The organism is Fusibacter sp. 3D3, from assembly GCF_001748365.1.
In the GTDB taxonomy this organism is placed as follows: Bacteria; Bacillota; Clostridia; order Peptostreptococcales; family Acidaminobacteraceae; genus Fusibacter_A.
This window is the reverse complement of sequence record NZ_BDHH01000013.1, coordinates 109,857-134,446: the sequence shown is the minus strand read 5'-3', so window position 1 is coordinate 134,446 and position 24,590 is coordinate 109,857. Positions and strand designations below refer to the sequence as shown.

The window sequence follows — 24,590 nt, the reverse complement described above, 5'->3', positions numbered from 1 at the left end:
ATACTAAAAATTAAAGGAGTATATTATGGACAAAAATCAACTCAAACTCATTCAAAGTACTTCAAGTTCAAAGTTTTTACCCAATTTTATTTTGGCCCCTATTTTAGCAATTGTCATTATATTTATAGGGCAGATTTTGGGTTTTATGCTTTTCATTTCTGTAGAAGCATACATATCTAATGCTGCATTGTGTACAGCCCTGCTTTTGACACTGACATGTGGTATGTCCATATTGCTGATGTTTATTTGGATTCATTTTGTTGAAAAACGTACATTTAGAACTCTTGGATTCTATAGAAACAATATGTTGATAAACTACATCAAGGGTTTTATTATTGGTCTTGTGATGTTTACCGCTGTTATGATCCTGATGTTTGTTACGGGACAGGCAAAAGTATCACAGAATCCAAGTATAACCGTGGGTGTCTTAGCCATTCCAAGTATATTAATCGTTCTACCAGGATGGCTCATACAAGGTGCAAGTGAAGAAATACTGACGAGAGGGTGGTTGATGAATGTACTCATAGTAAGATATAACTTGCCGTTTGGACTGATCTTTTCCTCTACCCTGTTTGGTGCCTTGCATCTGCTAAATGAGCATGTGAGTTATATAGCGATCATCAATATCATTTTAGTAGGTCTTTTTTTCGGTCTATATGCGCTCAAAACTGAAAATTTATGGGGCGCTTGTGGGGCTCATAGTGCATGGAACTGGGCACAAGGCAGTCTATTCGGGTTAGAAGTAAGTGGCAATACAATGGATGCAGGCAGCTTTATTCAGACCGATTTAGTGGGTGCAGACCTTATTACAGGGGGAGCATTTGGACCAGAAGGTGGCCTTTTGGTCTCACTTGTTCTGATGATAAGCATTATCATGGTATATCGATTGCCGTGGAAGCAAGTGCTTGATCAGCAGATGGATGCTTAATCCATTTTACAGATGCCCCTGTTAAAGTCTTCTATTGTGATCCGATAAATCTTCATCTCGATAGCATTCTATCGCACGTTCAATTTGTCCTAAAACTCTTGTTTGATCTTCGGGGAAAACGCCTCTTAAAGCCACATAATTAGAGGCGTGATTACTCCTAAAGAGCGCATGACTCACGTCAATATTTTGCACCAATAAAAGGGTTTCTCTAAGAACATTTATGGGTTTTAGGACTTCAAATTTGCCTTGATCAATTTCATCTGCAAGTGGCGCATGAGGGTCGACCAAAAGCGTTAAAAGGCCGATGTAGTCGGGATCAATCGCATTAATGACTCTAGCAGATTCAAGGGCATGTTCTTCCCATAAGGGTTCACCGCCAAGTCCAGAGATGATCATTGTTGAAAGTAAAATGCCTTGTGACATAATTTTCTGTCCTGCTTCAATGATTTGATTGGCCGTGGCCCCCTTTTTAACAAGGGATAAAACTTGGTCTGATCCAGATTCGATGCCCATATAGATAATGCCTACCCCGAGATGCTTTAAATATTTTAAGTCTTCACTTGATTTTAAAAGAATATCCGAAGATGATCCGTAGATGCCAATTCTTTTACACTCCGGAAAATGCGTTTTAATTTTCTCGATAATACGGCTGAGTTTTTCGGTAGGCATCACAAGTGCGTTGCCATCCGCTAAAAAGAATTTGTCCACATAAGGGTACATTTTTCTGGCAACTTCAATATCTTCAAAGATTTCGTTTTCAGAACGCATTCTAAATTGTTTGTCTTTATACATACTGCAAAATGTACACTTATTATAAGCGCAGCCAATGGTCACTTGCAGAATTAAGCTATCGGATTCACTTGGGGGTCTATACACAGTGCCTTCATATCTCATGGTTATACCTCTGCTGTCGTTAGTTTAAATGGTAGAGAATTGCTCAACTTTTGACTTTTGACACTCTAACCAGACTTGGTTTGTGCACTACTAGTTTACCATATATTGAGCCATAATTGTAATTGTAAAATGGATGCGTTAAATAGATGAATACGCATTTGGTAAATATCACACAAAAGCCTAAGCGTCATTATGCGTAATAATGACGCTTAGGCTCTTAGTTTAGTTTAGTTCAATATCAAAACCCTTATCCATTACAATGTAATGGAATAGAGTTTCATTTTCTCACCATGCTTTACGGAGGGATCAATTTCATTCAAATATCCTAATAGAGTAAAATTGTTGTTGGTCAGTAATTTTAATGAGGCGCTGTGGTCCTCATGTGAGACGGCATCAATTTGCTTGAGCATAAGCTCATTTTTAGCAAATTTTATAACCGCTTTTAAGGCTTCATCGGCATAGCCCTGCCCTTGCATAGTGGACAGCAGCTCGTATCCAATTTCAGCATTTTTGCGATCTTTAGAAAATGACCATAAGCATATGGTGCCAATGACATCAAGTGAACCCTCGAGTTCAAGCACCCAATAAAAAACCTTGCCATGATCCATATCACTTTCAACATTTTTTATAAATTTAAGGGCGCGTTCGGTATTTTCATAAGGTGACATTTTAACAAATTTCATATTTTCCAGATTAGATCTCATTTCGAATATAGAAGGTGCATCTTTTGTTTCTATAGCTCTTAATCTTAGTCGTGATGTCAATAATGTAGGCACTCTATGATGCTTAATTAAATCATTACTCATAGCCATTCCTCCTAAAATAAATTTACTTGATACTATGATTTACATAATCTATGGCGTCAATTTTACCCGTATCATCTACTTTAAGATGTGAAATCGTAACTTGGTCTCCTGCACTACTTAACGAAACCATTGGAAATTGCTCAGAGTTCACAACGTAAAGCATATCATCATTTTCAAGCTTAATGATATAATACCCTTCTGTGAGCGTTCCTATTCTTGAAATTAAACCTTTTGCATTTTTTAAATCAAGCGTCTGGTCAGATAAGGCATTTGTCCCCCCTTCTCTTAACAAGGCTCTGTTATACTCTGTTTGCGCTTCCCTTAATGTTTTGCCCCAAGCAACGGCTTTATAGTTTTGTACCGAAGCGAACCCATAACCAACGACATTCCCACTATTCCCTTTCAGGGTAGAAAAATAAGTGGCTTCACCATTGATGTTGAGTAGATAAGGATAGCTTGCTTTATAGCCTGCATTTTGAACAAGTTCTTCCATGAGACCAATCGCTTTTTGTTCAATAGAACCTGAGATTCGGTTGTAGTAAGCTTCCCCAGTTCTAGGATTGTAAATGACAAAGCCTGTTGTGGCACTGTCTTTACCTACACTGGTAAGGCCAGTATAGAAGTAAATTTCACCGTCTTTGAAGACATAGCCTTTGCCCTCAGTATCTGTGAGTTTACCTTCATCAGAAGGATTCCACCAACCGTTTATATACTTACCGTACCAATTGAGTTGAGTGTCAAACGTGGCCATGGAGTACACACGGTCCACCCATTTTGGCTGTTCATTCACAGGATAATAGACCATCTCTTTGGTGACAGGATCAACGATGATCGTCCCAGCTACTTTCATTGTCGAAATCCAGGTGTCATGCGTATAAGCTGTGACAACCCAGTAGCCTTTGCCCTCATCATCGATTTCAAAAGAGAAATCGGTTAAGCCGTACTGACCGTATTGAAAGTAAAGCGATCTTTTTAAATCATCGCCAAGGTAGCCTGTAGGTGAAACTGCAAATTTATAAGAGACGAACTCTGCTTCGTTGAAATTGGTGGCACTGACCTTTAAAAAGCCTGGAATTTCGCCGCGATTTGAAATCCACTTAAAGAAGCCTCTGTACTCCATAGGAAATACCCAATAAGGTTTATCGTTGACAACACTTAACGTCCCTTCTCCGATTTGGAACAAACTGCCCATGGAAGGGTCTTTTTCAGTAATTAGTTTTTCAGAAGCACGCCTTGCGTCGTCTTCATCGAGAATCACGAGATTCTGCATATCGACATTGGGAACAGATTCATCGAAAGTGCTGATTTCTTTAATGTTGAGTTCACCTAGCTTTGTCTTCCAAGTGAAAAATGATGATGAACCGATGAGTGCAACAAGCATGTAAACAAGTACAATGATAAATAAACCGCCAGTGATCTTTTGCTTAAATCCTACGTCTTCAGCTTGTTTCACGCCGATGAGCGTGGTTAAAAAAAGCACAAAAAAGACGATGAGCAGTATAAATGGCAATTGTAAAAAATTAAAGGAAAGTACGGGCATAAAAAGATATACCGATACAACCAAAAGTAAAAGTCCTAAAAATAGTGGTAATACTTTTTTCATTTTGAACCTCCGATGTGTGCATGAATAACGATTATCCAATAAGGTTATAATCGCATAGTAGCAATAATTTTGGGTATTAATAGGGATAAATAAACTTGAACTGTTAATTCTAAAAAGGAGAACGCCCTATGTTTAACAATGGAAATCATGAACTTTTAAAGGATTCTATTGAGCGCATCGGTGCAGGCTTTGCAATTTACGAAAAAGATTCCGAAAATGGCAAGTTTGTATTGATATCGGCCAATAAAATCTATGAAAATTTAATGAAAGGGACTGTTGAAGAAAGTTTAAATCAAGAGATCAAAAAAATATTCCCAAGTTATAATATTCATGAAATTGTTAAACTCATGAATGAAGCGCTTGAATCAATGCTCTCTAAAGAAATAGAACTTATTTATGAATATAAATTTTCAACCAAGTGGTGGCGTTCTATTTTTTCACCTGTTTTAATTGAAGAGGGTCCTCCTTCGCGTGTTATCAACACCTGTATTGATATTACTGAGAAAAAAATACTTGAAAAACAGTTAAGCGAAGTCAATAACCGATATGAAGCGGTTGTCCAATCTGCCTATGATGGTATTATTTCCGTAGATGATGAGCAAAATATCATGATGATCAACAAAGCTGCTTGTGAAATCTTCGGGATAAATTCTAAAACTGCAGTGGGATCGCCTTTAACGGATTTAATCCCTGCTCGGTTTAGAGAGAAGCACGTGGATTATGTGCATCATTTTGAAAAATCTACAATTACTTCAAGACCTATGCAAGAGCGTTCTGCGATAACCGGTTTAAGGCGTGATGGTTCTGAAGTGCCACTTGAGGTCACTATTTCCAAAATTTATGTCAATGGAAAATTAGAAATGACTGCCGTCTTAAGAGATATCTCTGAAAAGAGTTCTCTTCTTGAAGAATTGCTGATACTTTCTCGTACAGATGGTCTCACAAAACTTTACAATAGAACTTATTTCACCGAATTATTTCAAAGAGAAATAGAGCGACATGCCAGATATAAAAAGGGCATTTCTATTATAATGTTTGATTTAGATCACTTTAAGGCCGTTAACGATATCTATGGTCACGGTGGTGGTGATTTAATCCTAACAGAAGTCTCACAGATCATTGTAAAAAATGTGAGGCGTATAGATTCTGTCGCACGTTGGGGTGGTGAGGAATTCATCATTTTACTGCCTGAAACCAATGTAAAAGAGGCTATCGAAATTTCCGAAAAACTTAGGGATATACTCTTTAAACATGTTTTTATTTATCAAGAGCTATCCATAAAAATAACGGCATCTTTTGGTGTGGCGAGTTTTTCTGAAGCTTGTGATACTTCTGATAAAATGATTAAGTATGCAGATGACAAACTGTATGAATCCAAAACAAACGGTCGAAATCGTGTGCGTTATTGATCCGCTTTACTCATTACATTATAATCTTTTGATTGGATTAAGTTCTTAAAAAAGTAGTAAAAATTCATTAAAATAGCTTTGAGATTTTGTGACGTCTCAAAGCTATTTTTAGTTTTCGTCTAATAGGGGGACCTCACGGGTCTACTGTCTACTTCATGCGCTTGATAATGAATTTTGAAAATTCGCCAAAGACTGTTGGAATAAAGCTCAGGCCTAAGATCATCAAAAAGTTTTCAGTACTAATGGAGGTCGTTTTAAATATATTTTGTAAAAACGGCGTATAGACCACCACAAATAAAAGGCCTATCGCAATGCACACAGAGATGTTTAAATACTTGTTGCCAAAGGGATTAAATTGCCACAAATACTGATCTTCGCGCCTAGCGGAGTACGCACGTAGCATCTCTCCAAAAATAAGTGTCATAAAGGCAAACGTTCTGGCAAGTAGTAAAGGATCGTTTGCTCCCGATTGAATCGCAATCGACATTCCAATTTTAAATGCCGATAAGACGGCAAACATGAGTCCAATACTTTGAAAAATAATAGCGACACCCATCTTTTTATTGACGATAGGTTCATCTTTATCTCGAGGGGGATGATCCATAATCCCCTTCTCGCCTTTTTCCACCCCTAAAGCAAAAGCGGGAAAAGAGTCTGTAACGAGGTTTACCCAAAGTAATTGGATCGGCACCAGTGGCACCCCCCAATTGGCCAACATGGAGATGAAGATGATTAATATTTCACCTACATTACAGGAGAGTAAAAAGCCTACAAATTTGCGAATGTTGCTGTAAATAATACGCCCTTCTTCCACTGCGCTGACAATGCTCACGAAGTTATCATCCGTTAAAATCATATCGGCAGCTTCTTTGCTTACATCCGTGCCTGTAATGCCCATGGCAACACCGATATCCGCATTTTTTAGTGCAGGGGCATCGTTTACACCGTCTCCGGTCATGGCCACAACGTGACCTGTAGCTTGTATCGCATTGACGATTCTAACTTTGTGCTCAGGAGAAACACGTGCATACACGTTGACATCTTTAACCAGAGTCATGAGCGCTTCATCACTGAGTTCATTGATTTCTGCACCTTCTATGGCGCGATGCGCTTGATCTAAGATGCCAAGTTTGTCACCGATGGCACTGGCTGTGATGATATGATCTCCTGTGATCATGACCACATTGATTCCGGCTTTTTTACAAGTGGCGATTGCATCAATCGCTTCAGTTCTAGGCGGATCGATCATACCTGTAAGCCCCAAAAAGATCATATCACTTTCTTCTTGTTCTAATGTATAGTCTTGTGGAAGCGTTTTATAGGCATATCCAATAACCCTTAGTGCCTGTTCAGCGTAGCGTTTATTTTGATCCAAATAATTGACTTTTAAATCATCCGTCAAAATTTCTTTTTTACCATTTATCAAAATTTCTGAGCATCTAGCGATTAATTCATCTGGTGCCCCTTTTGTAAGCATTACAAGTTGCTCGTCTATCTGGTGGACCGTGGTCATCAATTTTCTTACGGAATCAAAAGGATACTCGTTTATTCTAGGAATAGATGCTCTTAACGCCACATGACTGTATTTTGCTTTTTCTGCAAGCACAACCAAAGCACCCTCTGTGGGGTCCCCAATACATTTTGCATCTTGTATGAGGGCATCGTTACAAAGCGTTGCACTTAATAGGAGCATTTTGAGATTATCGGTATCACCCTCGATAGCACCGTCTAAAGTGTAACCCGTTCCGCTGACATCGTACTCATTATGATTGGCGTATACTTTCTGAACGGTCATCTTATTTTGAGTCAAAGTCCCTGTTTTATCAGAACAGATTGTAGTTGTACTCCCAAGTGTTTCGACCGCACTTAGGCGTTTCATAATCGCATTTCTTTTTACCATTCTTTGCATGCCCAGTGCCAATACAGTGGTAACCACCGCGGGCAAACCTTCAGGAATTGCGGCTACGGCAAGTGAAACAGCAGTCATAAAGATTTCAAGTAAATCCTCATGTCTAAGCAGTCCAAGGCCCATGATGACAACGCTGACGACGATACAGATTATGCCGAGAAGCTTTCCAAATTCAGCAAGTTTTTTTTGAAGTGGCGTCAAATCGTCTGGCGCTTCGTTGAGCATAGTGGCAATATGACCGATTTCAGTTTTCATTCCGGTATTGACGACGATGGCCTTACCTCGACCATAAGTCACTATAGTCCCTGAATAGGCACTATTAATCCGATCGCCGATAGGTGCTTTTTCAGATACGGATGCATGCGTGTCTTTCTCAACAGGCACGGATTCACCTGTCAGAGCGGATTCGTCTATTTTAAGATTAACGCTTTCAAGCAGTCTCAGGTCAGCAGGCACATAATCCCCTGCCTCCAGCAATACGATATCTCCTGGGACTAAAAGATTGGAATCAATTTCTTGAGTGGATTGATCTCTCAAGACTTTCGCCTTAGGCGAAGCCATGGACTTTAGTGCATCAAGGGCATTACTTGCTTTATTTTCTTGATAAGTGCCAAGTGCGGCATTCAAGATGACGATACCAATGATGACGATGCCATCCACCATTTCACCCAGTGCAATGGATATAATGGATGCAATGATTAAAATAATGACTGTAAAATCCTTAAACTGATCCATAATCATATTAAAAAGTGTTCTTTTAGAAGTTGCTTCTAATTTGTTTTCTCCAAAGGTAACAAGATTTTCTTGTGCTTGCTGAGGGGTTAATCCTTTCTCAAGGTCCGTCTTAAAGGTATCAGCGATTGTTTTTATATCTGTGCTGTGCATATGATTCATCAAAATTCCTTTCGTCTTGCGTTATTTCAAGTAATGGCAATCATTTTGCCATCTTGATCTTTGATAAAAAATGAAGAGGGATCTACAGTATCTGCGCTAATGGTCTCCATGCGCTTCATCACTGTTCCCCACGTTTTTTCAAAATAAGTAAGTGCTTCATCCCAAGCTTCACCTGCTGGCCACCCCAAATGCGTCAACGTAACAGCCGTATAGCCATTATTGACTTCTTTAAATTTCACAACGACCCAAGTTTTGTAAGCGTGATTTCTGACAACTGTATTATAAGGGGGCGCATTCCACGTGAATGAAAGCATTTCGTAGGGCAGGTATGATAAAATTTGGCACGATTCTGAGCCTTGATTCCCAGAAGCCTCATTCTCATTAAAGTAAATTTCAAAGGCGCCAAAGGGTTCTAGTTCAACTCTATTATCTGCACCAAATAATTTTCTCAGGCCTTCATGAGTGGTCCAAAGCCACCACAAATGCTCAATACTTTGATTGACAACACTAACTTTATGAATTTTTCGATCCGTAATGACAAGCTTGTTTTTCATTTTGACACCCCCAACACAATTTGATAGACCTTTAACAATTCAGTTTCGATTTTTTTGAGAAAGATGGATATTACAATGTTACCCGAATTTAAGGGCAATCTAACATTATTGAACGCTTCTATTGAAAATCCGTCGCTTTTTTCTTTATTAAAGTGAAATAGTATGTGTCACAATTTGAATGGAAATGAAAACAAAGGATAGTAAAATGGCGTACTGAAGTGTTAAAATTTTAATTTTACCGTCAATCTTAAAAAAATTAAGCGTTTTCAAATTTAGAAAATAATAAACAAGGCCCATGCTTATGAGGGCATTAATGGCATATCTAAATAGATACTCTCCAATGTGATTTGTATCAAAATCTATTCTACTTATATTGATGAATATGTAGACTAAAGCGCCATAGCATTTTGTGACGCTAAGTAATTGGTTAAAGAGTCCTAATTGCCATCCGAGGATTCGATCTTTTAAGAGATAATAACCCGTACTCATAAATAGTATACTGTAGATTAAGTCTAGAAGTAATAACTTGTTTGATATTGGTTCTTGAGTACTGAAGCCCATAAAGAAAATGCCTAAAAAGGATGCAATACCCGCGATGATGCTAATATACGCAATAAAAGAAATGAGTGTGGGTCTCTTGGTCATTTAATAAACTCCTTAGATTCTATTGATATCAATCTGTAATTGTGGCGTTCACCTCTTAAACTTAATAAAGATTAGCCTTGACCAATTCCCATGTGATGCTATGATCACTGCCTACTTTATACTGATAAAGCCCGCTCCCCATGATATGTCCATCTTCAAATTTTGCAAATGCCCATTGATCACTGATGAGGTAAACTTGAGTAAACGCCATTGTGCCACCCAATACACCTTCATATGGAATCAGCTCAGGTTTATTCATTAAGTCTTCAGAGAGTTGGTTGGGATCTGTAATCCCCATTTTTTCGATTAATGAAAGTTCAAATTCATCGATAATAGGCAATTTGATGAGCAGTGCCTCATAGGATTGTGATAGTGTGCTGTGTTCTGTTGTAAGTGCGTCTAATTCGTCTTGTAATTTGATCACAGATTCATTGAGTTGATCTGTTTGAGCCGTAGAGCTGGTTTTCAGAGTCAATAATGCTTCATTTAAAGTGATATTGAGATTGCGTGCTTCTTTGAGTGCGACATTGCTGCTCAGATATAAAACAAAAAGTAAAATTGTAAAAGCAATCCATATCATTTTGGTAACATCTAACTTTTTCATTTGCGCCACCTTTTCTAATCGGGGGTATCATTCAAAATTTGTCAAATACGTGTTTCCAAAAGTATCGGTTAATAGGAGTTCGATTCTGATGTTTTCAGGATTAAAATCATTGATATTTTCAAATGCGTAACTCTTGTTGATAAACCAAAAGTCTGCATCTTGGTGCTCCATTTGTAATTGCGGTTCTTTTTGAGTTCCCGCTTCTGTTTCTTGGATCACATCATAAGTTTTTTGAAGCTGATCCTTGTAGTAAATGTGACATAGAGCAGAATCCAGCTTCACACCAAAATCGGATTGAAAGAGTACAATTTGCGCATCAAACTCCATTTTGTTGCCTGTGACTTTATGCATGTTGATGTGTCTAGAAAACATATGGTCTAATTTTGTATGAAGGTCCAAATTTGGAAGTGTTTCGTAAAAAGTTTCCCCTTCTTGTTCGAACATAATCTGAAGTTCGTAATCGTCTGTATAGGGCAACTCAAATTTGGATTCTAGGTGACCTTCGTTGACCACTATAGGCTGTTTTAACCATTCCGATGAACTGGAAGGACGGTATAATAGGGTGATCTTTTGATTTTCAGTGATTTTATTGAGTTTGGCAGTAAACTGAATACTGCCAAGGATTGTCTCTGCCTTCTCCACTGTAGTCACATTGTAATTTGCATTTTGAACGCGTTGATCTTTCTTTTCTAATTGATCTATTTGCTCTGAAAGTGCCTCTACTCTATAAGCTAATTCATGAACGGTATCATACAGAGCTCTAGATTCCCTATTAAGATGAACCACTTTATACGATAAATAAGTACTCAGGCAGATTAACGCAATTAGGCCTATCATGGTAAAAGTGTTGTAATGCTTGTCTTTCATGTATTTAACCTGCTTTCCGAGTCGGTGATATCTGTGTCTTCATAAAGTTGTTCGAGTGTCAAAATCCAGTTTCACAGGAACCCTCTATCGTATGTTGTATCGGATAATTTCCGTAAACGCATCATAGGGCAGAGGGGCGTTCAACTTGTGGAATTTGAGACTTTAAAGCTATATCAATTGTACCAAACTTACAGAGCAAATAAAAATTAAAAATGCATTAAAATGTGCATAACCATATGTATTTATGGGCACGTCCCTGTCAGCAATCTTGTTCTAAGACTTTTTTGAGTTCACGTCGCGAGCGAATGACGATTAATTTCGACCCATATGTTTTTAGCAGCATTTCAAAATCCTTTCTATTTTTTTCAAAATCATGAGTCCATTTAAACATGGCCTTTAACATTTTTAGGTCTGATTTATAAGGACTGGTTTCTATACCCAGTTGCTGTTTTAGAAATCTCTTGATGATTCTTATCTTTCTCACATACAGTGGTGGATCTAGAAATATTATGGTATCCGCATTTTCTAATAAGTACTGACAACTAGGTCTATAAGTGCCCTCTATTATCCAGATGTGCTTTTCATTAATCCTTTTGAATGTTGCAATCTGCTCTTCATCACTTTGCTTAAGTCTACCTTTTTCAGTTTGTTTATAGGCGATTTCATCTATTTCATAGGGATGGATGTTAAGCTTTCGGGATAAGTTTCTTGAAAATGTTGTTTTGCCTGCACCTACAATGCCGATGATATATATTTTCTTCAATGATTTAGTCCTCGCTTGAGTTGTATTTTGGTTATTCTTTAGTCAGGATCGCTGATTCAGGGCAAAAATTACAGCATCGCATACAGAGCATACATTTATCTTCAACTTTGCTGATCAATAACATCTAATAAATCTCGTAAAATGATAATGTTTTTCTCAATTTCTAGTTCATCAATTCCTTTAGTCTTTCCATGAACTAAATCATTTCTAAACTGTCTTACTTTGTCAAACTGTGAGTGATATTTTTTTAACAGCTCGCTAGAATCACTAAGTAATTTATAGGCTACATTTATTGAAGCATATTCAGTTGAATTAGAACGCCCTTTAACGACTCGTTCTAATTCATTCCACAATTTTAGAAAGTCACCAATGGTATTGTCATAAAAGCCTCTATTTCTTAACTCAATTACTTCTTGTTGAATTTGTCTAAAAGTATCATCACTGGGATACATAAATTCATTGCTCAAAGGAGAAAAAACATTTCCCCAAAACATTTGACTATTGTTGATTTTAAACTTACTGACTAAGCGATTTACAACATCTAATTCATTTTTTCTTTCATAATTGTCGGTGACATCTGGCGTTCCAACAACGTAGCCGTCTTGATAAAATGGGCGCTTAGCAGCAGGTGGTGAAATGCTTAGCAATCTAACCAGCAGCAAGTCTTCTTCCGAATTATATGTAATCCGATTAGTCAAATACGGCATTGCTAACACATAGACGTATCCATAGTCGTCATTATTTTCTAGTGCAAATGAACATGCTGTTCTCAGAGAATGAGTAATATCGAGTAAAGGGGTATCGCATATTTCATAGTGCTGTAAAATACTCCACAAAATTTGTTTCTTTTTTCTCATTTCAGAGATACCTTTTAAACTATATTTCTTGGAAACATCAATAAGTGCTTTTGATGAGCCCTCTAATATTTTAAATCGTCCTTTAATTTCATCTTTTGAAAGAAAACCTCTATATATCGATGGATACAATGTGGTTCTTCCATCAAGGGTAGTATAATCATATTTTTGACCCCTAAAATACAATATATGTTTTGGAAAATCATAAGCTAAATCAGATACTTTCTCCAGTAATTCTGTATATGACTGTATGATTTCCCCTTTGCTCTTGGCAATATTTTCATATTCATTATTTATATTTTGCATTTAATTCTCCTAAAATTTTTCAGATAACGTCTTGCATCGTTCCCGCGGTTACCGAAGTCACTCCTTTTCCCTTAGGAAAAGTGGCGAAGTCCTTGCACTGCAAGGGCTGTGACATCTGAGTGATTTAGGTAACCGACGTGTTAGGCGATGGAATCAATTGTATACACTAATTCAGATATTAAGTTATTTTAATGTACCTAATTCTATTGTCTTTATATAGTCACATAGTAAAGGTGCATTATCAAACGAATCTGAATATCTGTATTTATTTAGTTCACCTTTTTCAATTTTCGCTTCAATTTCAACAATTTTTTGTTTAAAGTCTTGAACAGTATTATAACCGAAGATCTTAGTTGTTTTAGTAAAATGTTCTAATGATTTCATCTTAGTTGCTAAAGTACGCAGCAATGACATATCATTGCCACTATAGATATATGTTATTGGAAACCAAAACCAATTATAGTGATAATCTGCACCAAAAATTGAATAGTTATAGCAAAGTAAATCCGCAACGGTAAATTCATTCTTCGAGCATACTTCGATATTTATATTTTCTATCCAATATTGAGCTGTGCCAGAGTAGTATTTTTTATCATCACGTTTGTTAACTGCCTCATCTAATTGTTCATTATGAAAGTAAAAAATATTAAAATTATCAGCTTTAATTGAGTAATCATCCGCAAAATATGTTTTCCCTAAAATGTAAGAAATTCCTTCGAAATTCTGCTTTTTATAAAAAATTGCTATAATATATAAAAACATTTCATGTATAAGAGTGAGTTTAATATTTTTTAATATTCCATTATCTTTTTTAACAGTATTTATTGTCTCTTCAAGCATACTAGATACATAATGCTCAGCATTGTCAACAAATGAAATATATCTCATCAATTCTAAGAACTCGTCACGCACTGATTTTATGCCTTCGTAAGCCAATAAATGATCCTCTGACGTTAATCTAGGCAAATCATTTTTGTAAGTGTAACTTACAATTTCATCCTTAATATTTGAGAGAAACATAGCAAATTGCTCATTTTTAACTCTCGAGGTTATATTAGTTTTTAAAATACTATGGGCATTTCTAGTTTTTGTGCTTACTGTAACCTGTGTTTCGACCCAAGATGGTTTTTTACCAATATCAGGCTTTTGAAAAATTTCAACTCCATACAATCGCTTTACTAATCTTTGATATTCATTATCATATTGTTCGCTGAGAGATAAGTCAAAATGTAGTAATCCTTTGAGATATGTGGGTTTGTGTATTTCATTGTTTTCATCCCGCTCAAAAATAACTGGAATAAATTTATCCTGTTGAGTTTTATTGTATATTTCTGGCGAAATAATTTGTGTCTCGGTTCCAACACCTCCACTTCTAGAATTTGCTTTTATTGAATATTGCTTATCAAGCAATATTAAGACATTAGTAATACTCGTATCTGCAACGCATTGTTCCATGAAAGCGTAAGTATCATTTCCTTCTTTTAAAGACCATTTATCAAGTTGTACATCAACCCCGTCGTTCGATAATTCTGTTGCCAATGATAAAACTTTATTTTGATAATCTTCCGTTCCCCATGCATAAGATATGAATATTTTAGGATTTTCAATTTTCACTTTACTCATATGCAACCTCCATACTATTTGTTGGTAATTGATTCTTTTGCCTAACTATGATATCACTGAACATTTGTTAATTCATAAATCCAAACACTTCAACTGCAATAATTAAAATTAGAACAATAATAATAAAGCTCGAAATCGCCCACAGTGCACTGTACATAAACTGCTCTTTGATGGTCTTCGCTTTTGTTTGGAGCAAAATCCCATAAGCCAATACTATGGAGGCACCAATTGCCACGTATAAGGGCATATCATTTATATAACCCATAATTAACAGAAATGATAGAAGACATACAAACTGGATGAGCAACATATCTTTTCTTCTAAAAAAACTATGAAATTCTTCGTAAGTAATTTCGCCCCTGAAAAAATCATAATACGTCATAAAAAGTTCTTTAAATCTATGCAATAAAATTCACCTCACTACAGCCTTTATGTTTGAAGAGTTATATAATTACCTTTAATATTTCCAACAAATCACTTGTATCTATCCAATAGGTTGCTTCTTTTTTTACTTTTTCTGACGCATTTAGAGCGATTGATTTTCCACAAAATTTGAATACGGGAATGTCTGTGGCGCCGTCTCCAACAGAAATACATTCACTGGGATCAATATGAGTTTTGCTACAGTAATCTTTTAGGCATTCAATTTTCTGTTCTGAATTTACATATTTAGTTATTTTACCTGTAAACATGCCATCCAGCACTTCGTATTCACTACCATAATATGAATCAAATCCCCAAAGTGCGCTAACAACTTTTGCAACTTGAATTGGACCAACCGTTACGACGATACATTTAATGTTATTTTGGTGAAGTTGTGATATTGTTTCAGATATATTTTGTAAAGGCTTTGCCAATTGTAAAAAGCCTTCCTTTATCTTGGTTTCTTCAAGGCCACATAGTAGTTCTGCACGTAAAAAATCAGCGGTAATATAATCCAATGTTCCAGATATTTCTTTTTGCTGAATTAGGTTATGTTCCATTTCCTTATTATTGATTATACAAGGTATCATAACAGAGTGCGTTTCTCTTATCAAAGTATCATCTAAATCAAAACAGACAAGTTTGATCTTTTGCATTATAGCACCTCTAGCGTTGCACTCTCCAAAAAAACAATCGTTTTATCTGCGCAGTTTAATTCTACCATAATGCCATAAGGCAGTATGCCGATCGGCTTGGCATGACCAAAATTCACATTATAAATTATAGGCAATTCATGCAAATGCTCTTCAGTATAGACCACCTGAGTAATTGCAGTTTTGTATGCTTCATAATACTTTTCGCCTTGTGGTTTTCCAACGATAATCCCTTTTAGAACATTTAAGATCCCTTGTGCTGCAAGATTTCTAAAAGTCCACTTAATAAAATCAGGAGATGGCTTATCCTCGCTTGTCTCAATAAACAGGATTGCATTTGTCCATTCGTTGATGGATGGCCAAATTTTTGTTCCAATGGCCATCATAAAAACATCGATACAGCCACCCAGTAGATGTCCTTTAACAGTGCCTCTACCGTTAATGATCTCGTATCCGTGTGTATCTTTTTTTAGTTTGTGAGGGATATTGACATTGTTTTCATTCCATAAAACATAATCATCAGTCCATTCAGGGCTTGAAGCAAGCAAATAATGTGCCCATTCACCAAACAATACATCCTTTACAGCAGATACGGTATAGTCAAACATTTTTACATATTCGCCGAATTCACACATAACAGAGGGTCCATAGAAAGAAACAAGCCCTGCTTTATACATCATGAAATGGTTAATCGTGCTGTCTGAATAGCCCATAAATATTTTAGGATTATTGCGAATGGTCTCAAAATTGATAAATGGAAGTGTACGTATGGTATCGTCTCCGCCGATAGCGCAAAAAATCGCAGAAATAGAAGTGTCTTCAAAGGCATCCATTAGATCTTTTGCACGAAGTTCTGGGTGCGTTGCTACAAAACCACTTCCCTTAAGGGCATGAGGCATAGTAACGACTTGTAAACCAAAATCATTTTCTAATCTTTGTTTCGCAATAGGGTACTTGTGAATAAATGCTTCATCGCCCAAACCGCCCCATGATAAGCTGACGATTGCAATTTTATCGCCCTTTTTTAGTCTTGCTGGTTTTATCATTATTGTTTTCTTCCTCCACAATTATATCTTTCAAAATCTTCGAACCTCTCTCTTTGCCTTGACCTACTTTTATTTCAAGCTCTGGTCCCACCATTACTTTATGTTATAAGAAGTTATCTATACTTATTTGAGTAGTGAACACACTCTCAGTTTCTCTTTCGGTTATTTTACTATTGCCGTCAATTTCACCAAGTAATAAAGGTGAACCAAAATGATTTTCCAAGTTAATGTTTTTTGTATAATTTGCATAGCAATATATGCAACCATTCAAACACGTATTATATGTACCAATATCAATACTCTTCACACATCCACATTCTTCTCTTTGATTCCCATCTTTGTAAACTTCTCCAAATAATCCAGAAATTTTTCTGATCAACGCATCATCAATACACTTTCCGTGTGAAATTCCATAATTTTCTAAGCTGATTTTTTCGGAACAAGTTTCGAGAATGATTTTATTTTCTAAGGCTATTTTAGAAAATTCTAAAGCGATTTCATTTATTTCTTCATCTCTGGGTGCTCTAATACAATTGTCTTTTAATTGTTTTTTTATTTTAGGATATTCATCTAAAAAACTTATCACACATTTTTCTGTATATCCACTCAATTTTTCAGCTAGAAATTTAAAATTATGGATATGATATTCTATATCGATATCATCACTCAACAGAATGGGATCATATCTCCAAATAACGCTTTCGCTACCAATAATCTCAGATAATCGTTTAAATACTGGAACTAGAAATTTTTTAGGAGGCAAATTTTTTTCAATTTTGTTATTATATGATGTCAAAGAGAATTGGAAATAATAATTAAAATCGTCCAATTCTTTTAAGTATTTAAACATCGGTTCTGGATTCTTAGTCCAAAAAACTATACATTCAACATCTTCAGGTTTAAGTGATATTTTTGATATCTGATTAAAGTTCATAGGGTTTCTAACATACAAATAACCTTCTTTAAGGCGATCAACAAACCAATCTGAATGATATGAGGGAATATCTGTTCTCCTACTTGCACTAATTATCATAATTACAACCTACCTTATCTCAATAATTTCTCCAGCACTCTTACAACTTTTAATAGATTCTTGAGGTGCAAAAAAGTGTGACTTGAGATGTTTTTGTGTGATTCAAAAAACCTTACTTTATGTTATGCGACGGAATAGACGGAAGCTACCTCGACAATCTTCACAGCAGTTACCCCTATAGGATTAGGTCTATCCTTGGCTCTTTGAGAAAATATGCCTACCAAAGGCATCTCTGGAGAATTCCTTGGACGTCTTTCTAAATGCTTATCTCGTACAAATTTTGATTCATGCAGATATGTCAAAATTATTACATAAGTAAAACTTTCTAATCCAGTTAATCCACCTATATACTCATTATTCAATCTAATCGTAGACTTGATATTGCCTCCTCTTCTTCCCCCTAAGAAGCGTACGTGACGCTTTCACGTCATACGACTCAATTTATTTATAAGGGACCATTTTCAGCGGTCAGCAAGCCTTCCATTTCTGGTAATATGCCTCATACTCTTTGAGATATGGGGATTTCATTAAAGTGTGTCTGCTTATTTTGAAATCACTCGCCAGCAAAAGCTTTGAGCTCTCTGACGAATATCCAATCTCTTGCACCAATTTGAGCGAAGTATCGTTTCATTCTTCCTGTCACGATGCTTGATTCAAGGTAATGGTATGCGGTTTCATCCAACAGGACGTTCCTGATGTACTGAAAAGTGTGACTTGAGGTGTTATTTTTGTGCGCATCAGAAACATTATTATATGCTAGGTGATATCTCAACGTGTTTACTAATATTTTTACTGTTTTAACTTAAAGCCCCTAATACTTATTAGTATGAATAAGTAAATAATCAATGAATAAATTAATGGTATTAGTATTGCCGCTAACATTGTTAATCCCTTCACTTTTACAATACTAAGTACTAGCTTAAGTATTCCACCATACAATGAGATTTGTAAACTCTTTCTCCTAGTACTTTCATGACTATCATTACTTTTCGCTAACCTAAAACCGACTATTATAGCTGTGATGATTACTGGCCCCCAGTTTGATAAAAGTGCACTGCCAGTTGACAGATACAATATATCCCCCAAAAAAACTATAAATATTGTAAGTATAATATAATTTGTATATTTTCCCATGATTAACTCCTCTTCTATTTTCTCAAATACTAACGTTGAAAGTCGGGTAAGTCAGAGGATTTACACCCTCTTCCCTCCATGAACCGTAGATGACACTTTCACGTCATACGGCTTAAGTTATTTATAACTAACCATTTTCAGTGCCTTCCGTTTCTGGTAATATGCCTCATACTCTTTGAGATATGGATATTTGATTAAAGTGTGTCTGCTTATTTTGAAATCACTTGCTAGTAATAGCTGTGCGCTCTCTGACTTGAATATCCAATCTCTTGCACCAATTTGAGCGAAGTATCGTTTCATTCTCCCTGTTTTTGACTTCATGGGATGTCTTCGTTTTGTCCAGTTCCATAGATACTTGAATAGGTTCATGTCTAGCGGTTCTTTCTTTCTTACGGTTATGAAAAAATCATCTGCATAAACGGTTATATTCACTTTATCGAAGTTGTACTGTCTATGGTTCCCACTCGGTTCGTCCAATAATTGCGTTTGAGCATTTCAGCCATACCATTAAGTGTTAGGGTTGCAAGTACTGATTGTCAAGTAGAACTTGAAATGCCCCACTTTTTCACTTAAATCTAACCTACTTATTAATGGGTAATGATTTGATAACCTGCACTTTTTAAAGGTGTCTGGTCAATTTATGTCAGTATACTCATCGTGTGGCCATTTCTAGTCAAATTTATGCGCCTTGATTTTTCTAGGTGTTCAAAATGCCCTTTAGAACCTTCTAATTGTGATACTGTCATGCAAGAGGCTACACCACATATTGGTGCAGGTTAAGCTTTTGAAACTTAATAGATTCTTACACGTCCAAATGATTGAATGTACTTTCATGGGGAATGGGAATCTATGTAATTGTATCAATTTTTCCATGGATTCACAATCTCATTTTTACCTTTTGTAAGGCGTTTATTCAAAATCTGTTTTAAAAAACCTAAAGAGCACATTGAGGTAATGGTGACGCATCTTTGGGAGACACAATATTCCTAAATCACATTTTATGCCTCCTTGAGGTTTATTTTTTTGTGTGCTTTAGAAACATTATTTTAATGTTAGGCGTTGCATTTTTCGTTTGAAATTAACTTTAATGTTTTTTCTCTATTTATGTACTCTTTATTAAAAGAAAAACCCTTGCGGGTTAATTACTTATTATCTCTTCCGATTTCAGGCTTACTTCTGATACCTTTAATTGGGATAACACACCATATTTCTTTACAATAATATTCTTTGATAGTGTATATATTTTATCTGGTCTTATGCATGAAATTTTTGGAAGGTTTCCTTCTAGCATATCTTCAGCATCAAATACTATTTCAAAATCAGTTCCTCTTATATTTGATGTAATTGCAGATACAATAATATCTTCGGTTCGACTATTATAAATAGCATTAGATATAACGAGGACTGGTCTTCTTTTAGTTGCTGTCAAATCTAAAAATGGAATTGGTACTAATAGTATATCCCCTTGTTTATACATTATTCCACACCTCATCGTCTATTTGATTTTCCCAAAATGACATACTTGACTGGCTTGCATCTTGTAAATCTTGATAATTCTCTTTCAATTTTTTAGATTTTATATATTCAATATAATCAAGAACTTCGGGTAGCTCTTTCTCTGATAATTCATCTATCAGCTTATGGATATAATCTTTGGCAGTATCCATTCCATTCACCTCTTTCTATTAAATATTATACTATATTTTGAACTCATTGTCTTATCCAAAACCCATTGAAAAATGTTTTGCCTAACGAGAGACGGACTTACGACGTTGCCGTGCTTGACGCCACAGCGGCAAGTTGGCGGGGCTTTTGCACGCTCTTTCGCAAAAGGCATGACAATAGGCAATGGCGTAAGTTCGGAGTTATACGTAGTACATACGATAGCCTTTTTTAAATGGTATTTCCCAAAGATTGTATAAAATATATAGTTGTTCAAAAGTTTAAATGTTTTTGGAAAATAGTGCTATTTTTGTTATCGAAGTCAATACAGATAATCTTTTTGTTTTTACCATATTTTATCAATCCATCAAAAGTACACCTTTGGGATCTTTTATTTGAGAAATGATGTAAATTCCATAAGTACGCTTGTATACTTGGTGATTCACAGGTTCTATAAATTTCATATTCTAATATTGAAAATTCGTTTTTACTAATAATTCTATGATTTTTTAGATAACAAATATAAGTCATGTATGATAGAAGTTTATCAATTTTAAATTCTAAACCATCTGCTCCATTATGAAACCCACCATTATACCAGTCATGATTGTACTCTATAAGATAAACAATTTCTACAAAATCCTTATCAAACCTCAGTTTCTCAATTATTTGATTTATAAATTCTGCTCGTCTTACCTTGTTTGCTTTATACCATTGATATAAAGCAAATCCACCAGTTGGAATTGCAATAATCAGCGTTATAATTATTTGAATAATATTTATCATATTTTCCATTGTTAATATCATTGGTTCCTCCTCTGTGAGTATTCCAATCGTAAATGGATATCATTTGAAACACCTCTTTTTCTGTCTAATTATTCTTGAATGGCATATAAAAACCCATCAACCCATTTACCATTGACCTTCATCACCTTTTTTTCTTCTCCAATTTGCTTGAATCCATTTTTTTCAAGTACGCGTTGTGAAGGGATATTGTCTTTTGAAGTGCCTGCAATAACTTCGTTGACGTTGTAGTGCTCAAAAATTCTTTTAAAATAAGTTTTATTGCTTGGCTTGTATATCCCTTGCCTTGTTTTTCGGAATCCACTCTATAGCCTAATTCAGCTTTTGTTGAATGCTCGGAATGCATCATTTGCAGATTAAGCCTTCCGATAAAAGCGTCATTTTCATCACGAATTACGTACATGTAAAATTGGCCCTCGCGTTGTTCACCTCTTTCTGCAATTCTGCCACAATAGAAGCCCTCTTCTAAATGCATTATTTTTCAATAGCATCTACTGCATCAAATCCTGTAGTTTTATTAAAATTAATATTATGAATAAAATTTGATAGTGCCTCTGAAGGCACAATGAGTTCATAATTTATTTTTTTGAGTGTTTCTCTCACATAAAAAACGGACAATATTATACAATTTTCGTGGTAACCCGTAGACTTATTGAGTAAGTTCATTTTTGTATTAATCACAACTTCATTCACAGGAATCATTTCAAATAGCTCCCTTGCAACTCGAATGGATTCGCTAGCAACATAATTTTGATAAAGTGCGTTACGTTTACTTGCTGACATACTTTTTTCGGACAACTTTCCTGACTTTAACAGCGACTTGGATACCTGTGGTATAATATCAATAGGACAAGTATCTATATACACTTTAATTGAATCGCTCATGTAATCAATTTCTATGGATGTTCCTAATGCCTCAATTTCTTCAAAAGGACTTGATAAATCAACCCAAGTTTTAAATGCTGTTCTATCGCCGCTTGAAATTCTTAGATAAATAGCATGTAGATTTTCGTATTCTTCAAGCTTTTTCTGCCACGTTTCATAATTTTCATCATATTCATTTTTGTCATAAAGCATAGCATTTTTCAGTTCTATTTTCATTTTTTCGATTTTTTTTTCTTCTTTTTTGAATATCTTATCAATGAATCTAGGCTTATATGTATCTAATGCATATCTCGCCTTTTCTTCTCTATTTTTCAAATACAAAGGTTCCACTGGTTTTTCAATATGCCCTATGTCGTTCCAATTATAGCCAGTTATTTCTTTGTGAAGTGAGGTCTTAACTTCTAAATCATTTTCGTATTGATCTACTTCAAATTTAGCGCGTTCAAGTTCTTGCATTTTTTGCAATTGCTTTTCTCTGTTTTCAAACTCTCGTTGTCTACGTTTGGAATCTCTTTCTGCTGCTCTCATTGTAGCCTCTAGTGATCTCAATGTGCCTTTATACCCCATAATATATTTCCCCCTAATACGACGTTTTTTTAAATATTTTCTTAAAGATAAAGGATTCGCTCTGTTTTACTGTATTCTCATACGCCAAATCAAAATCGTGATGGTTATCGCTGCGTGTTATCTTTTCCCAGTTCCAGTGTGTCATCCTTGATTTAAACGGATCATATGGTTACTTCCAAGTATCCATCGCCTAAAAGTGATCTAATAATATTTCTGCGAATGGCATATTGTGTTGCATAGGATAATAGAGAGACGCTCAGATACCCTATTAAAAAATATAGATTGGGGATGAGTTTTATCTGATTATTCATGAGCCCTTCTAAAAAGAGGTTTGAAAACGAAGAAGAACTGATTTTAGAGAATGCAATTACGAAAATGATGTTTAAGAAAAAGGCAAATTCTTTTCGATCTTTAAAGGAAGTCCATTTTTCGAGCGGAAGGAGCACCAACACAACAAAAAGGATATAGATAAAACCTTTAAGATTGGCTGTAACTTCGAATAATGAGGGGCCAAAATTAAATCGATTTAAAATAGAGGCGAAGATCACAGGGCAAAAGGCCACTAGACTTATAAATTTTAAAAAGCCAATAAGCTTTTCTTTTCTCTTGTATTCAGAGATGATTTGATGACTCAATATTTGAAAACTTGGATCCTCAGTAGAGTCGTAATCATCACGCCTGAAAAATTTGGAATAGGCATAATCAGCCTCGTTCTCTGATCGGGTTTTTATAAATGAAATGAGGTCATGAGCAATAATTTTTTGGGTCTCTTCAGATATTTCATGTGCATCAAGTTCTGCCATAATAAGTTTATAAAAGTGAGCATATGCTGGACTGAAATCTTGGAGGTATTGATCAAATCTTGTTTTTCCAATGTATATTATAAGGATGAGTCCAGAGAATAAAATAAAGCCTCCCAATAGGACTTTGATTTCAGAAGCGTTAAAAGTGGCTGAGTTGAGGTTTAAATGATTCATTACAGTTAAAAGTATGATCGAGAGTAACTCAAACGATAAAAGTATGTAAAATTTTTTCCGTGTCATAAGCGGGTTCACCCTGCCTTTCTATATTGTCAAGACTTCTTCCAATACTTAGCTTATTTATTATAACAAATTTGGAACTGGATTACCTTAATAATAGATCATTTTCTACTAAGGCTTGAGCTATTTTTTTTAAAGCATCGATAACTGCCTTATGGCATACTCAAGCATGCCATAGGGGAATCTCCCCACGCACCTTCAATCTTGAGATTGATTCTTTTAACGCTTCAATGGTCTTTGTTTCGAAGACAACAGTGGCCTCATTTTGTTTTGATAAAGTCAGGAAGTATTCTATATCAATCTCACCTTCAAAAAGCGTTAAATGATTTGATTTGCCAATGGCATCATGAACATGGAAATGTTGAATACGCTTGATATTTTTCTCAAGAAAGGCTTGATCGGCAAATCCGCTTGAGTGATCGTGACCGATGTCCCAAGTGAGGTTGATGTGTTTATTCTCAAGTAATCTATTCAGTGCCGTTGTAATGAAAGGTGCATCATAAATGCCTGTATTCTCTATATAACCCTTGAGGAGATGTCCCCCCACTTCTCTAAGTGGGGGGACATATTCCTAATTCAGTGGGAGTCCAAACGCCCACTGAATGCAATCCGATAGGATTGTGCAAGTGTTACGAAGGTAGCGAAGCGGACTGAGTATACGCTTTGATAGTTGAAGAGGTTGGC

Annotated in this window: 26 protein-coding genes and 1 pseudogene; 2 read left to right on the top strand and 25 right to left on the bottom strand. The window is 35.7% G+C overall.

Features of this window, described 5'->3' with window-relative positions:
- Positions 1-25: 25 nt before the first annotated feature.
- Positions 26-928, top strand: a complete 903-nt coding sequence (locus tag F3D3_RS15245; protein WP_069875288.1) for a CPBP family intramembrane glutamic endopeptidase — start codon at positions 26-28, stop codon at positions 926-928.
- Between the two features lie 21 nt (positions 929-949).
- On the opposite strand, the gene F3D3_RS15240 is transcribed toward F3D3_RS15245, so the two are convergent.
- From F3D3_RS15240 to F3D3_RS15230, 3 genes are all read right to left on the bottom strand, one after another.
- Complete coding sequence (locus F3D3_RS15240) at positions 950-1,822, bottom strand: radical SAM protein (RefSeq protein ID WP_069875286.1); 873 nt, start codon at positions 1,820-1,822, stop codon at positions 950-952.
- A 254-nt stretch (positions 1,823-2,076) separates the two neighbouring features.
- Positions 2,077-2,628 (bottom strand): GNAT family N-acetyltransferase, encoded by a 552-nt coding sequence (locus F3D3_RS15235; protein WP_069875284.1) that lies wholly within the window; start codon positions 2,626-2,628, stop codon positions 2,077-2,079.
- 22 nt (positions 2,629-2,650) lie between these two features.
- Positions 2,651-4,231, bottom strand: a complete 1,581-nt coding sequence (locus F3D3_RS15230) for a hypothetical protein (RefSeq protein ID WP_069875282.1) — start codon at positions 4,229-4,231, stop codon at positions 2,651-2,653.
- 128 nt (positions 4,232-4,359) lie between these two features.
- Here F3D3_RS15230 and F3D3_RS15225 point away from each other — a divergent pair, with 128 nt between their 5' ends.
- The gene (locus F3D3_RS15225; RefSeq protein WP_069875280.1) at positions 4,360-5,640 is read left to right on the top strand and encodes a sensor domain-containing diguanylate cyclase; all 1,281 of its coding nucleotides are present in this window, start codon (positions 4,360-4,362) and stop codon (positions 5,638-5,640) included.
- A gap of 148 nt (positions 5,641-5,788) precedes the next feature.
- On the opposite strand, the gene F3D3_RS15220 is transcribed toward F3D3_RS15225, so the two are convergent.
- From F3D3_RS15220 to F3D3_RS15115, 22 genes and pseudogenes are all read right to left on the bottom strand, one after another.
- Positions 5,789-8,443, bottom strand: coding sequence for a calcium-translocating P-type ATPase, SERCA-type (locus F3D3_RS15220; protein ID WP_069875278.1), 2,655 nt, complete (start codon positions 8,441-8,443; stop codon positions 5,789-5,791).
- Positions 8,444-8,469: 26 nt separating this feature from the next.
- Entirely contained in the window at positions 8,470-8,997 is a 528-nt protein-coding gene (locus tag F3D3_RS15215) for an SRPBCC domain-containing protein (protein WP_069875276.1), read from the bottom strand.
- Positions 8,998-9,144: 147 nt separating this feature from the next.
- Entirely contained in the window at positions 9,145-9,642 is a 498-nt protein-coding gene (locus F3D3_RS15210; RefSeq protein WP_069875274.1) for a hypothetical protein, read from the bottom strand.
- A 61-nt stretch (positions 9,643-9,703) separates the two neighbouring features.
- Positions 9,704-10,246: a hypothetical protein gene (locus F3D3_RS15205; RefSeq protein WP_069875273.1), complete on the bottom strand. Its 543-nt coding sequence runs from the start codon at positions 10,244-10,246 to the stop codon at positions 9,704-9,706.
- Positions 10,247-10,273: 27 nt separating this feature from the next.
- Positions 10,274-11,113: a hypothetical protein gene (locus F3D3_RS15200; RefSeq protein WP_069875271.1), complete on the bottom strand. Its 840-nt coding sequence runs from the start codon at positions 11,111-11,113 to the stop codon at positions 10,274-10,276.
- 259 nt (positions 11,114-11,372) lie between these two features.
- Positions 11,373-11,876 carry a hypothetical protein gene (locus F3D3_RS15195; RefSeq protein WP_069875269.1) on the bottom strand — a complete coding sequence of 168 codons (504 nt, stop codon included), beginning with the start codon at positions 11,874-11,876 and terminating at the stop codon, positions 11,373-11,375.
- Between the two features lie 101 nt (positions 11,877-11,977).
- Positions 11,978-13,036: an FRG domain-containing protein gene (locus F3D3_RS15190; RefSeq protein ID WP_069875267.1), complete on the bottom strand. Its 1,059-nt coding sequence runs from the start codon at positions 13,034-13,036 to the stop codon at positions 11,978-11,980.
- Positions 13,037-13,219: 183 nt separating this feature from the next.
- Positions 13,220-14,659 (bottom strand): SEFIR domain-containing protein, encoded by a 1,440-nt coding sequence (locus F3D3_RS15185; protein ID WP_069875266.1) that lies wholly within the window; start codon positions 14,657-14,659, stop codon positions 13,220-13,222.
- Positions 14,660-14,726: 67 nt separating this feature from the next.
- Positions 14,727-15,041, bottom strand: coding sequence for a hypothetical protein (locus F3D3_RS15180; RefSeq protein ID WP_175438399.1), 315 nt, complete (start codon positions 15,039-15,041; stop codon positions 14,727-14,729).
- A 61-nt stretch (positions 15,042-15,102) separates the two neighbouring features.
- Positions 15,103-15,738, bottom strand: a complete 636-nt coding sequence (locus tag F3D3_RS15175) for an HAD family phosphatase (protein ID WP_069875262.1) — start codon at positions 15,736-15,738, stop codon at positions 15,103-15,105.
- Positions 15,738-16,781, bottom strand: a complete 1,044-nt coding sequence (locus F3D3_RS15170) for a S66 peptidase family protein (RefSeq protein WP_069875260.1) — start codon at positions 16,779-16,781, stop codon at positions 15,738-15,740. The genes F3D3_RS15175 and F3D3_RS15170 overlap by 1 nt, the downstream gene beginning before the upstream one ends.
- A 103-nt stretch (positions 16,782-16,884) precedes the next feature.
- The gene (locus F3D3_RS15165; RefSeq protein WP_069875258.1) at positions 16,885-17,814 is read right to left on the bottom strand and encodes a DUF1848 domain-containing protein; all 930 of its coding nucleotides are present in this window, start codon (positions 17,812-17,814) and stop codon (positions 16,885-16,887) included.
- A gap of 122 nt (positions 17,815-17,936) precedes the next feature.
- Positions 17,937-18,182 (bottom strand): TrmO family methyltransferase, encoded by a 246-nt coding sequence (locus F3D3_RS25230; protein WP_374700078.1) that lies wholly within the window; start codon positions 18,180-18,182, stop codon positions 17,937-17,939.
- A 421-nt stretch (positions 18,183-18,603) separates the two neighbouring features.
- Positions 18,604-18,948 (bottom strand): hypothetical protein, encoded by a 345-nt coding sequence (locus F3D3_RS15155; RefSeq protein ID WP_069875255.1) that lies wholly within the window; start codon positions 18,946-18,948, stop codon positions 18,604-18,606.
- 1,138 nt (positions 18,949-20,086) lie between these two features.
- A complete protein-coding gene (locus tag F3D3_RS15145) occupies positions 20,087-20,425 on the bottom strand; it encodes a type II toxin-antitoxin system PemK/MazF family toxin (RefSeq protein WP_069875252.1) in 339 nt (112 codons plus the stop codon).
- A complete protein-coding gene (locus tag F3D3_RS15140; RefSeq protein WP_069875250.1) occupies positions 20,418-20,615 on the bottom strand; it encodes a DUF2281 domain-containing protein in 198 nt (65 codons plus the stop codon). Before F3D3_RS15140 ends, F3D3_RS15145 begins: the two co-directional genes overlap by 8 nt.
- Positions 20,616-20,883: 268 nt before the next feature.
- Positions 20,884-21,417 (bottom strand): hypothetical protein, encoded by a 534-nt coding sequence (locus F3D3_RS15135; RefSeq protein WP_069875248.1) that lies wholly within the window; start codon positions 21,415-21,417, stop codon positions 20,884-20,886.
- Positions 21,418-21,485: 68 nt separating this feature from the next.
- Positions 21,486-21,602: a GNAT family N-acetyltransferase gene (locus F3D3_RS25225; protein ID WP_374700077.1), complete on the bottom strand. Its 117-nt coding sequence runs from the start codon at positions 21,600-21,602 to the stop codon at positions 21,486-21,488.
- A 21-nt stretch (positions 21,603-21,623) separates the two neighbouring features.
- Positions 21,624-21,817, bottom strand: a pseudogene (locus F3D3_RS25220) (GNAT family N-acetyltransferase); the annotation flags it as partial.
- Between the two features lie 71 nt (positions 21,818-21,888).
- Positions 21,889-22,866 carry a hypothetical protein gene (locus F3D3_RS15125; protein ID WP_069875244.1) on the bottom strand — a complete coding sequence of 326 codons (978 nt, stop codon included), beginning with the start codon at positions 22,864-22,866 and terminating at the stop codon, positions 21,889-21,891.
- 161 nt (positions 22,867-23,027) lie between these two features.
- Positions 23,028-23,843, bottom strand: a complete 816-nt coding sequence (locus F3D3_RS15120; RefSeq protein WP_175438398.1) for a hypothetical protein — start codon at positions 23,841-23,843, stop codon at positions 23,028-23,030.
- A 226-nt stretch (positions 23,844-24,069) separates the two neighbouring features.
- The gene (locus F3D3_RS15115) at positions 24,070-24,453 is read right to left on the bottom strand and encodes a TIM barrel protein (protein ID WP_069875240.1); all 384 of its coding nucleotides are present in this window, start codon (positions 24,451-24,453) and stop codon (positions 24,070-24,072) included.
- Between the last annotated feature and the right edge of the window lie 137 nt (positions 24,454-24,590).

Excerpts from the sequence above, each read along its gene's own strand:
- F3D3_RS15245 (WP_069875288.1), top strand. The coding sequence starts at position 26 with ATGGACAAAAATCAACTCAAACTCATTCAAAGTACTTCAAGTTCAAAG.
- F3D3_RS15240 (WP_069875286.1), bottom strand. The coding sequence starts at position 1,822 with ATGAGATATGAAGGCACTGTGTATAGACCCCCAAGTGAATCCGATAGC.
- F3D3_RS15235 (WP_069875284.1), bottom strand. The coding sequence starts at position 2,628 with ATGAGTAATGATTTAATTAAGCATCATAGAGTGCCTACATTATTGACA.
- F3D3_RS15230 (WP_069875282.1), bottom strand. The coding sequence starts at position 4,231 with ATGAAAAAAGTATTACCACTATTTTTAGGACTTTTACTTTTGGTTGTA.
- F3D3_RS15225 (WP_069875280.1), top strand. The coding sequence starts at position 4,360 with ATGTTTAACAATGGAAATCATGAACTTTTAAAGGATTCTATTGAGCGC.
- F3D3_RS15220 (WP_069875278.1), bottom strand. The coding sequence starts at position 8,443 with ATGAATCATATGCACAGCACAGATATAAAAACAATCGCTGATACCTTT.
- F3D3_RS15215 (WP_069875276.1), bottom strand. The coding sequence starts at position 8,997 with ATGAAAAACAAGCTTGTCATTACGGATCGAAAAATTCATAAAGTTAGT.
- F3D3_RS15210 (WP_069875274.1), bottom strand. The coding sequence starts at position 9,642 with ATGACCAAGAGACCCACACTCATTTCTTTTATTGCGTATATTAGCATC.
- F3D3_RS15205 (WP_069875273.1), bottom strand. The coding sequence starts at position 10,246 with ATGAAAAAGTTAGATGTTACCAAAATGATATGGATTGCTTTTACAATT.
- F3D3_RS15200 (WP_069875271.1), bottom strand. The coding sequence starts at position 11,113 with ATGAAAGACAAGCATTACAACACTTTTACCATGATAGGCCTAATTGCG.
- F3D3_RS15190 (WP_069875267.1), bottom strand. The coding sequence starts at position 13,036 with ATGCAAAATATAAATAATGAATATGAAAATATTGCCAAGAGCAAAGGG.
- F3D3_RS15185 (WP_069875266.1), bottom strand. The coding sequence starts at position 14,659 with ATGAGTAAAGTGAAAATTGAAAATCCTAAAATATTCATATCTTATGCA.
- F3D3_RS15180 (WP_175438399.1), bottom strand. The coding sequence starts at position 15,041 with ATGACGTATTATGATTTTTTCAGGGGCGAAATTACTTACGAAGAATTT.
- F3D3_RS15175 (WP_069875262.1), bottom strand. The coding sequence starts at position 15,738 with ATGCAAAAGATCAAACTTGTCTGTTTTGATTTAGATGATACTTTGATA.
- F3D3_RS15170 (WP_069875260.1), bottom strand. The coding sequence starts at position 16,781 with ATGATAAAACCAGCAAGACTAAAAAAGGGCGATAAAATTGCAATCGTC.
- F3D3_RS15165 (WP_069875258.1), bottom strand. The coding sequence starts at position 17,814 with ATGATAATTAGTGCAAGTAGGAGAACAGATATTCCCTCATATCATTCA.
- F3D3_RS15155 (WP_069875255.1), bottom strand. The coding sequence starts at position 18,948 with ATGGGAAAATATACAAATTATATTATACTTACAATATTTATAGTTTTT.
- F3D3_RS15145 (WP_069875252.1), bottom strand. The coding sequence starts at position 20,425 with ATGTATAAACAAGGGGATATACTATTAGTACCAATTCCATTTTTAGAT.
- F3D3_RS15140 (WP_069875250.1), bottom strand. The coding sequence starts at position 20,615 with ATGGATACTGCCAAAGATTATATCCATAAGCTGATAGATGAATTATCA.
- F3D3_RS15135 (WP_069875248.1), bottom strand. The coding sequence starts at position 21,417 with ATGATATTAACAATGGAAAATATGATAAATATTATTCAAATAATTATA.
- F3D3_RS15125 (WP_069875244.1), bottom strand. The coding sequence starts at position 22,866 with ATGGGGTATAAAGGCACATTGAGATCACTAGAGGCTACAATGAGAGCA.
- F3D3_RS15120 (WP_175438398.1), bottom strand. The coding sequence starts at position 23,843 with ATGAATCATTTAAACCTCAACTCAGCCACTTTTAACGCTTCTGAAATC.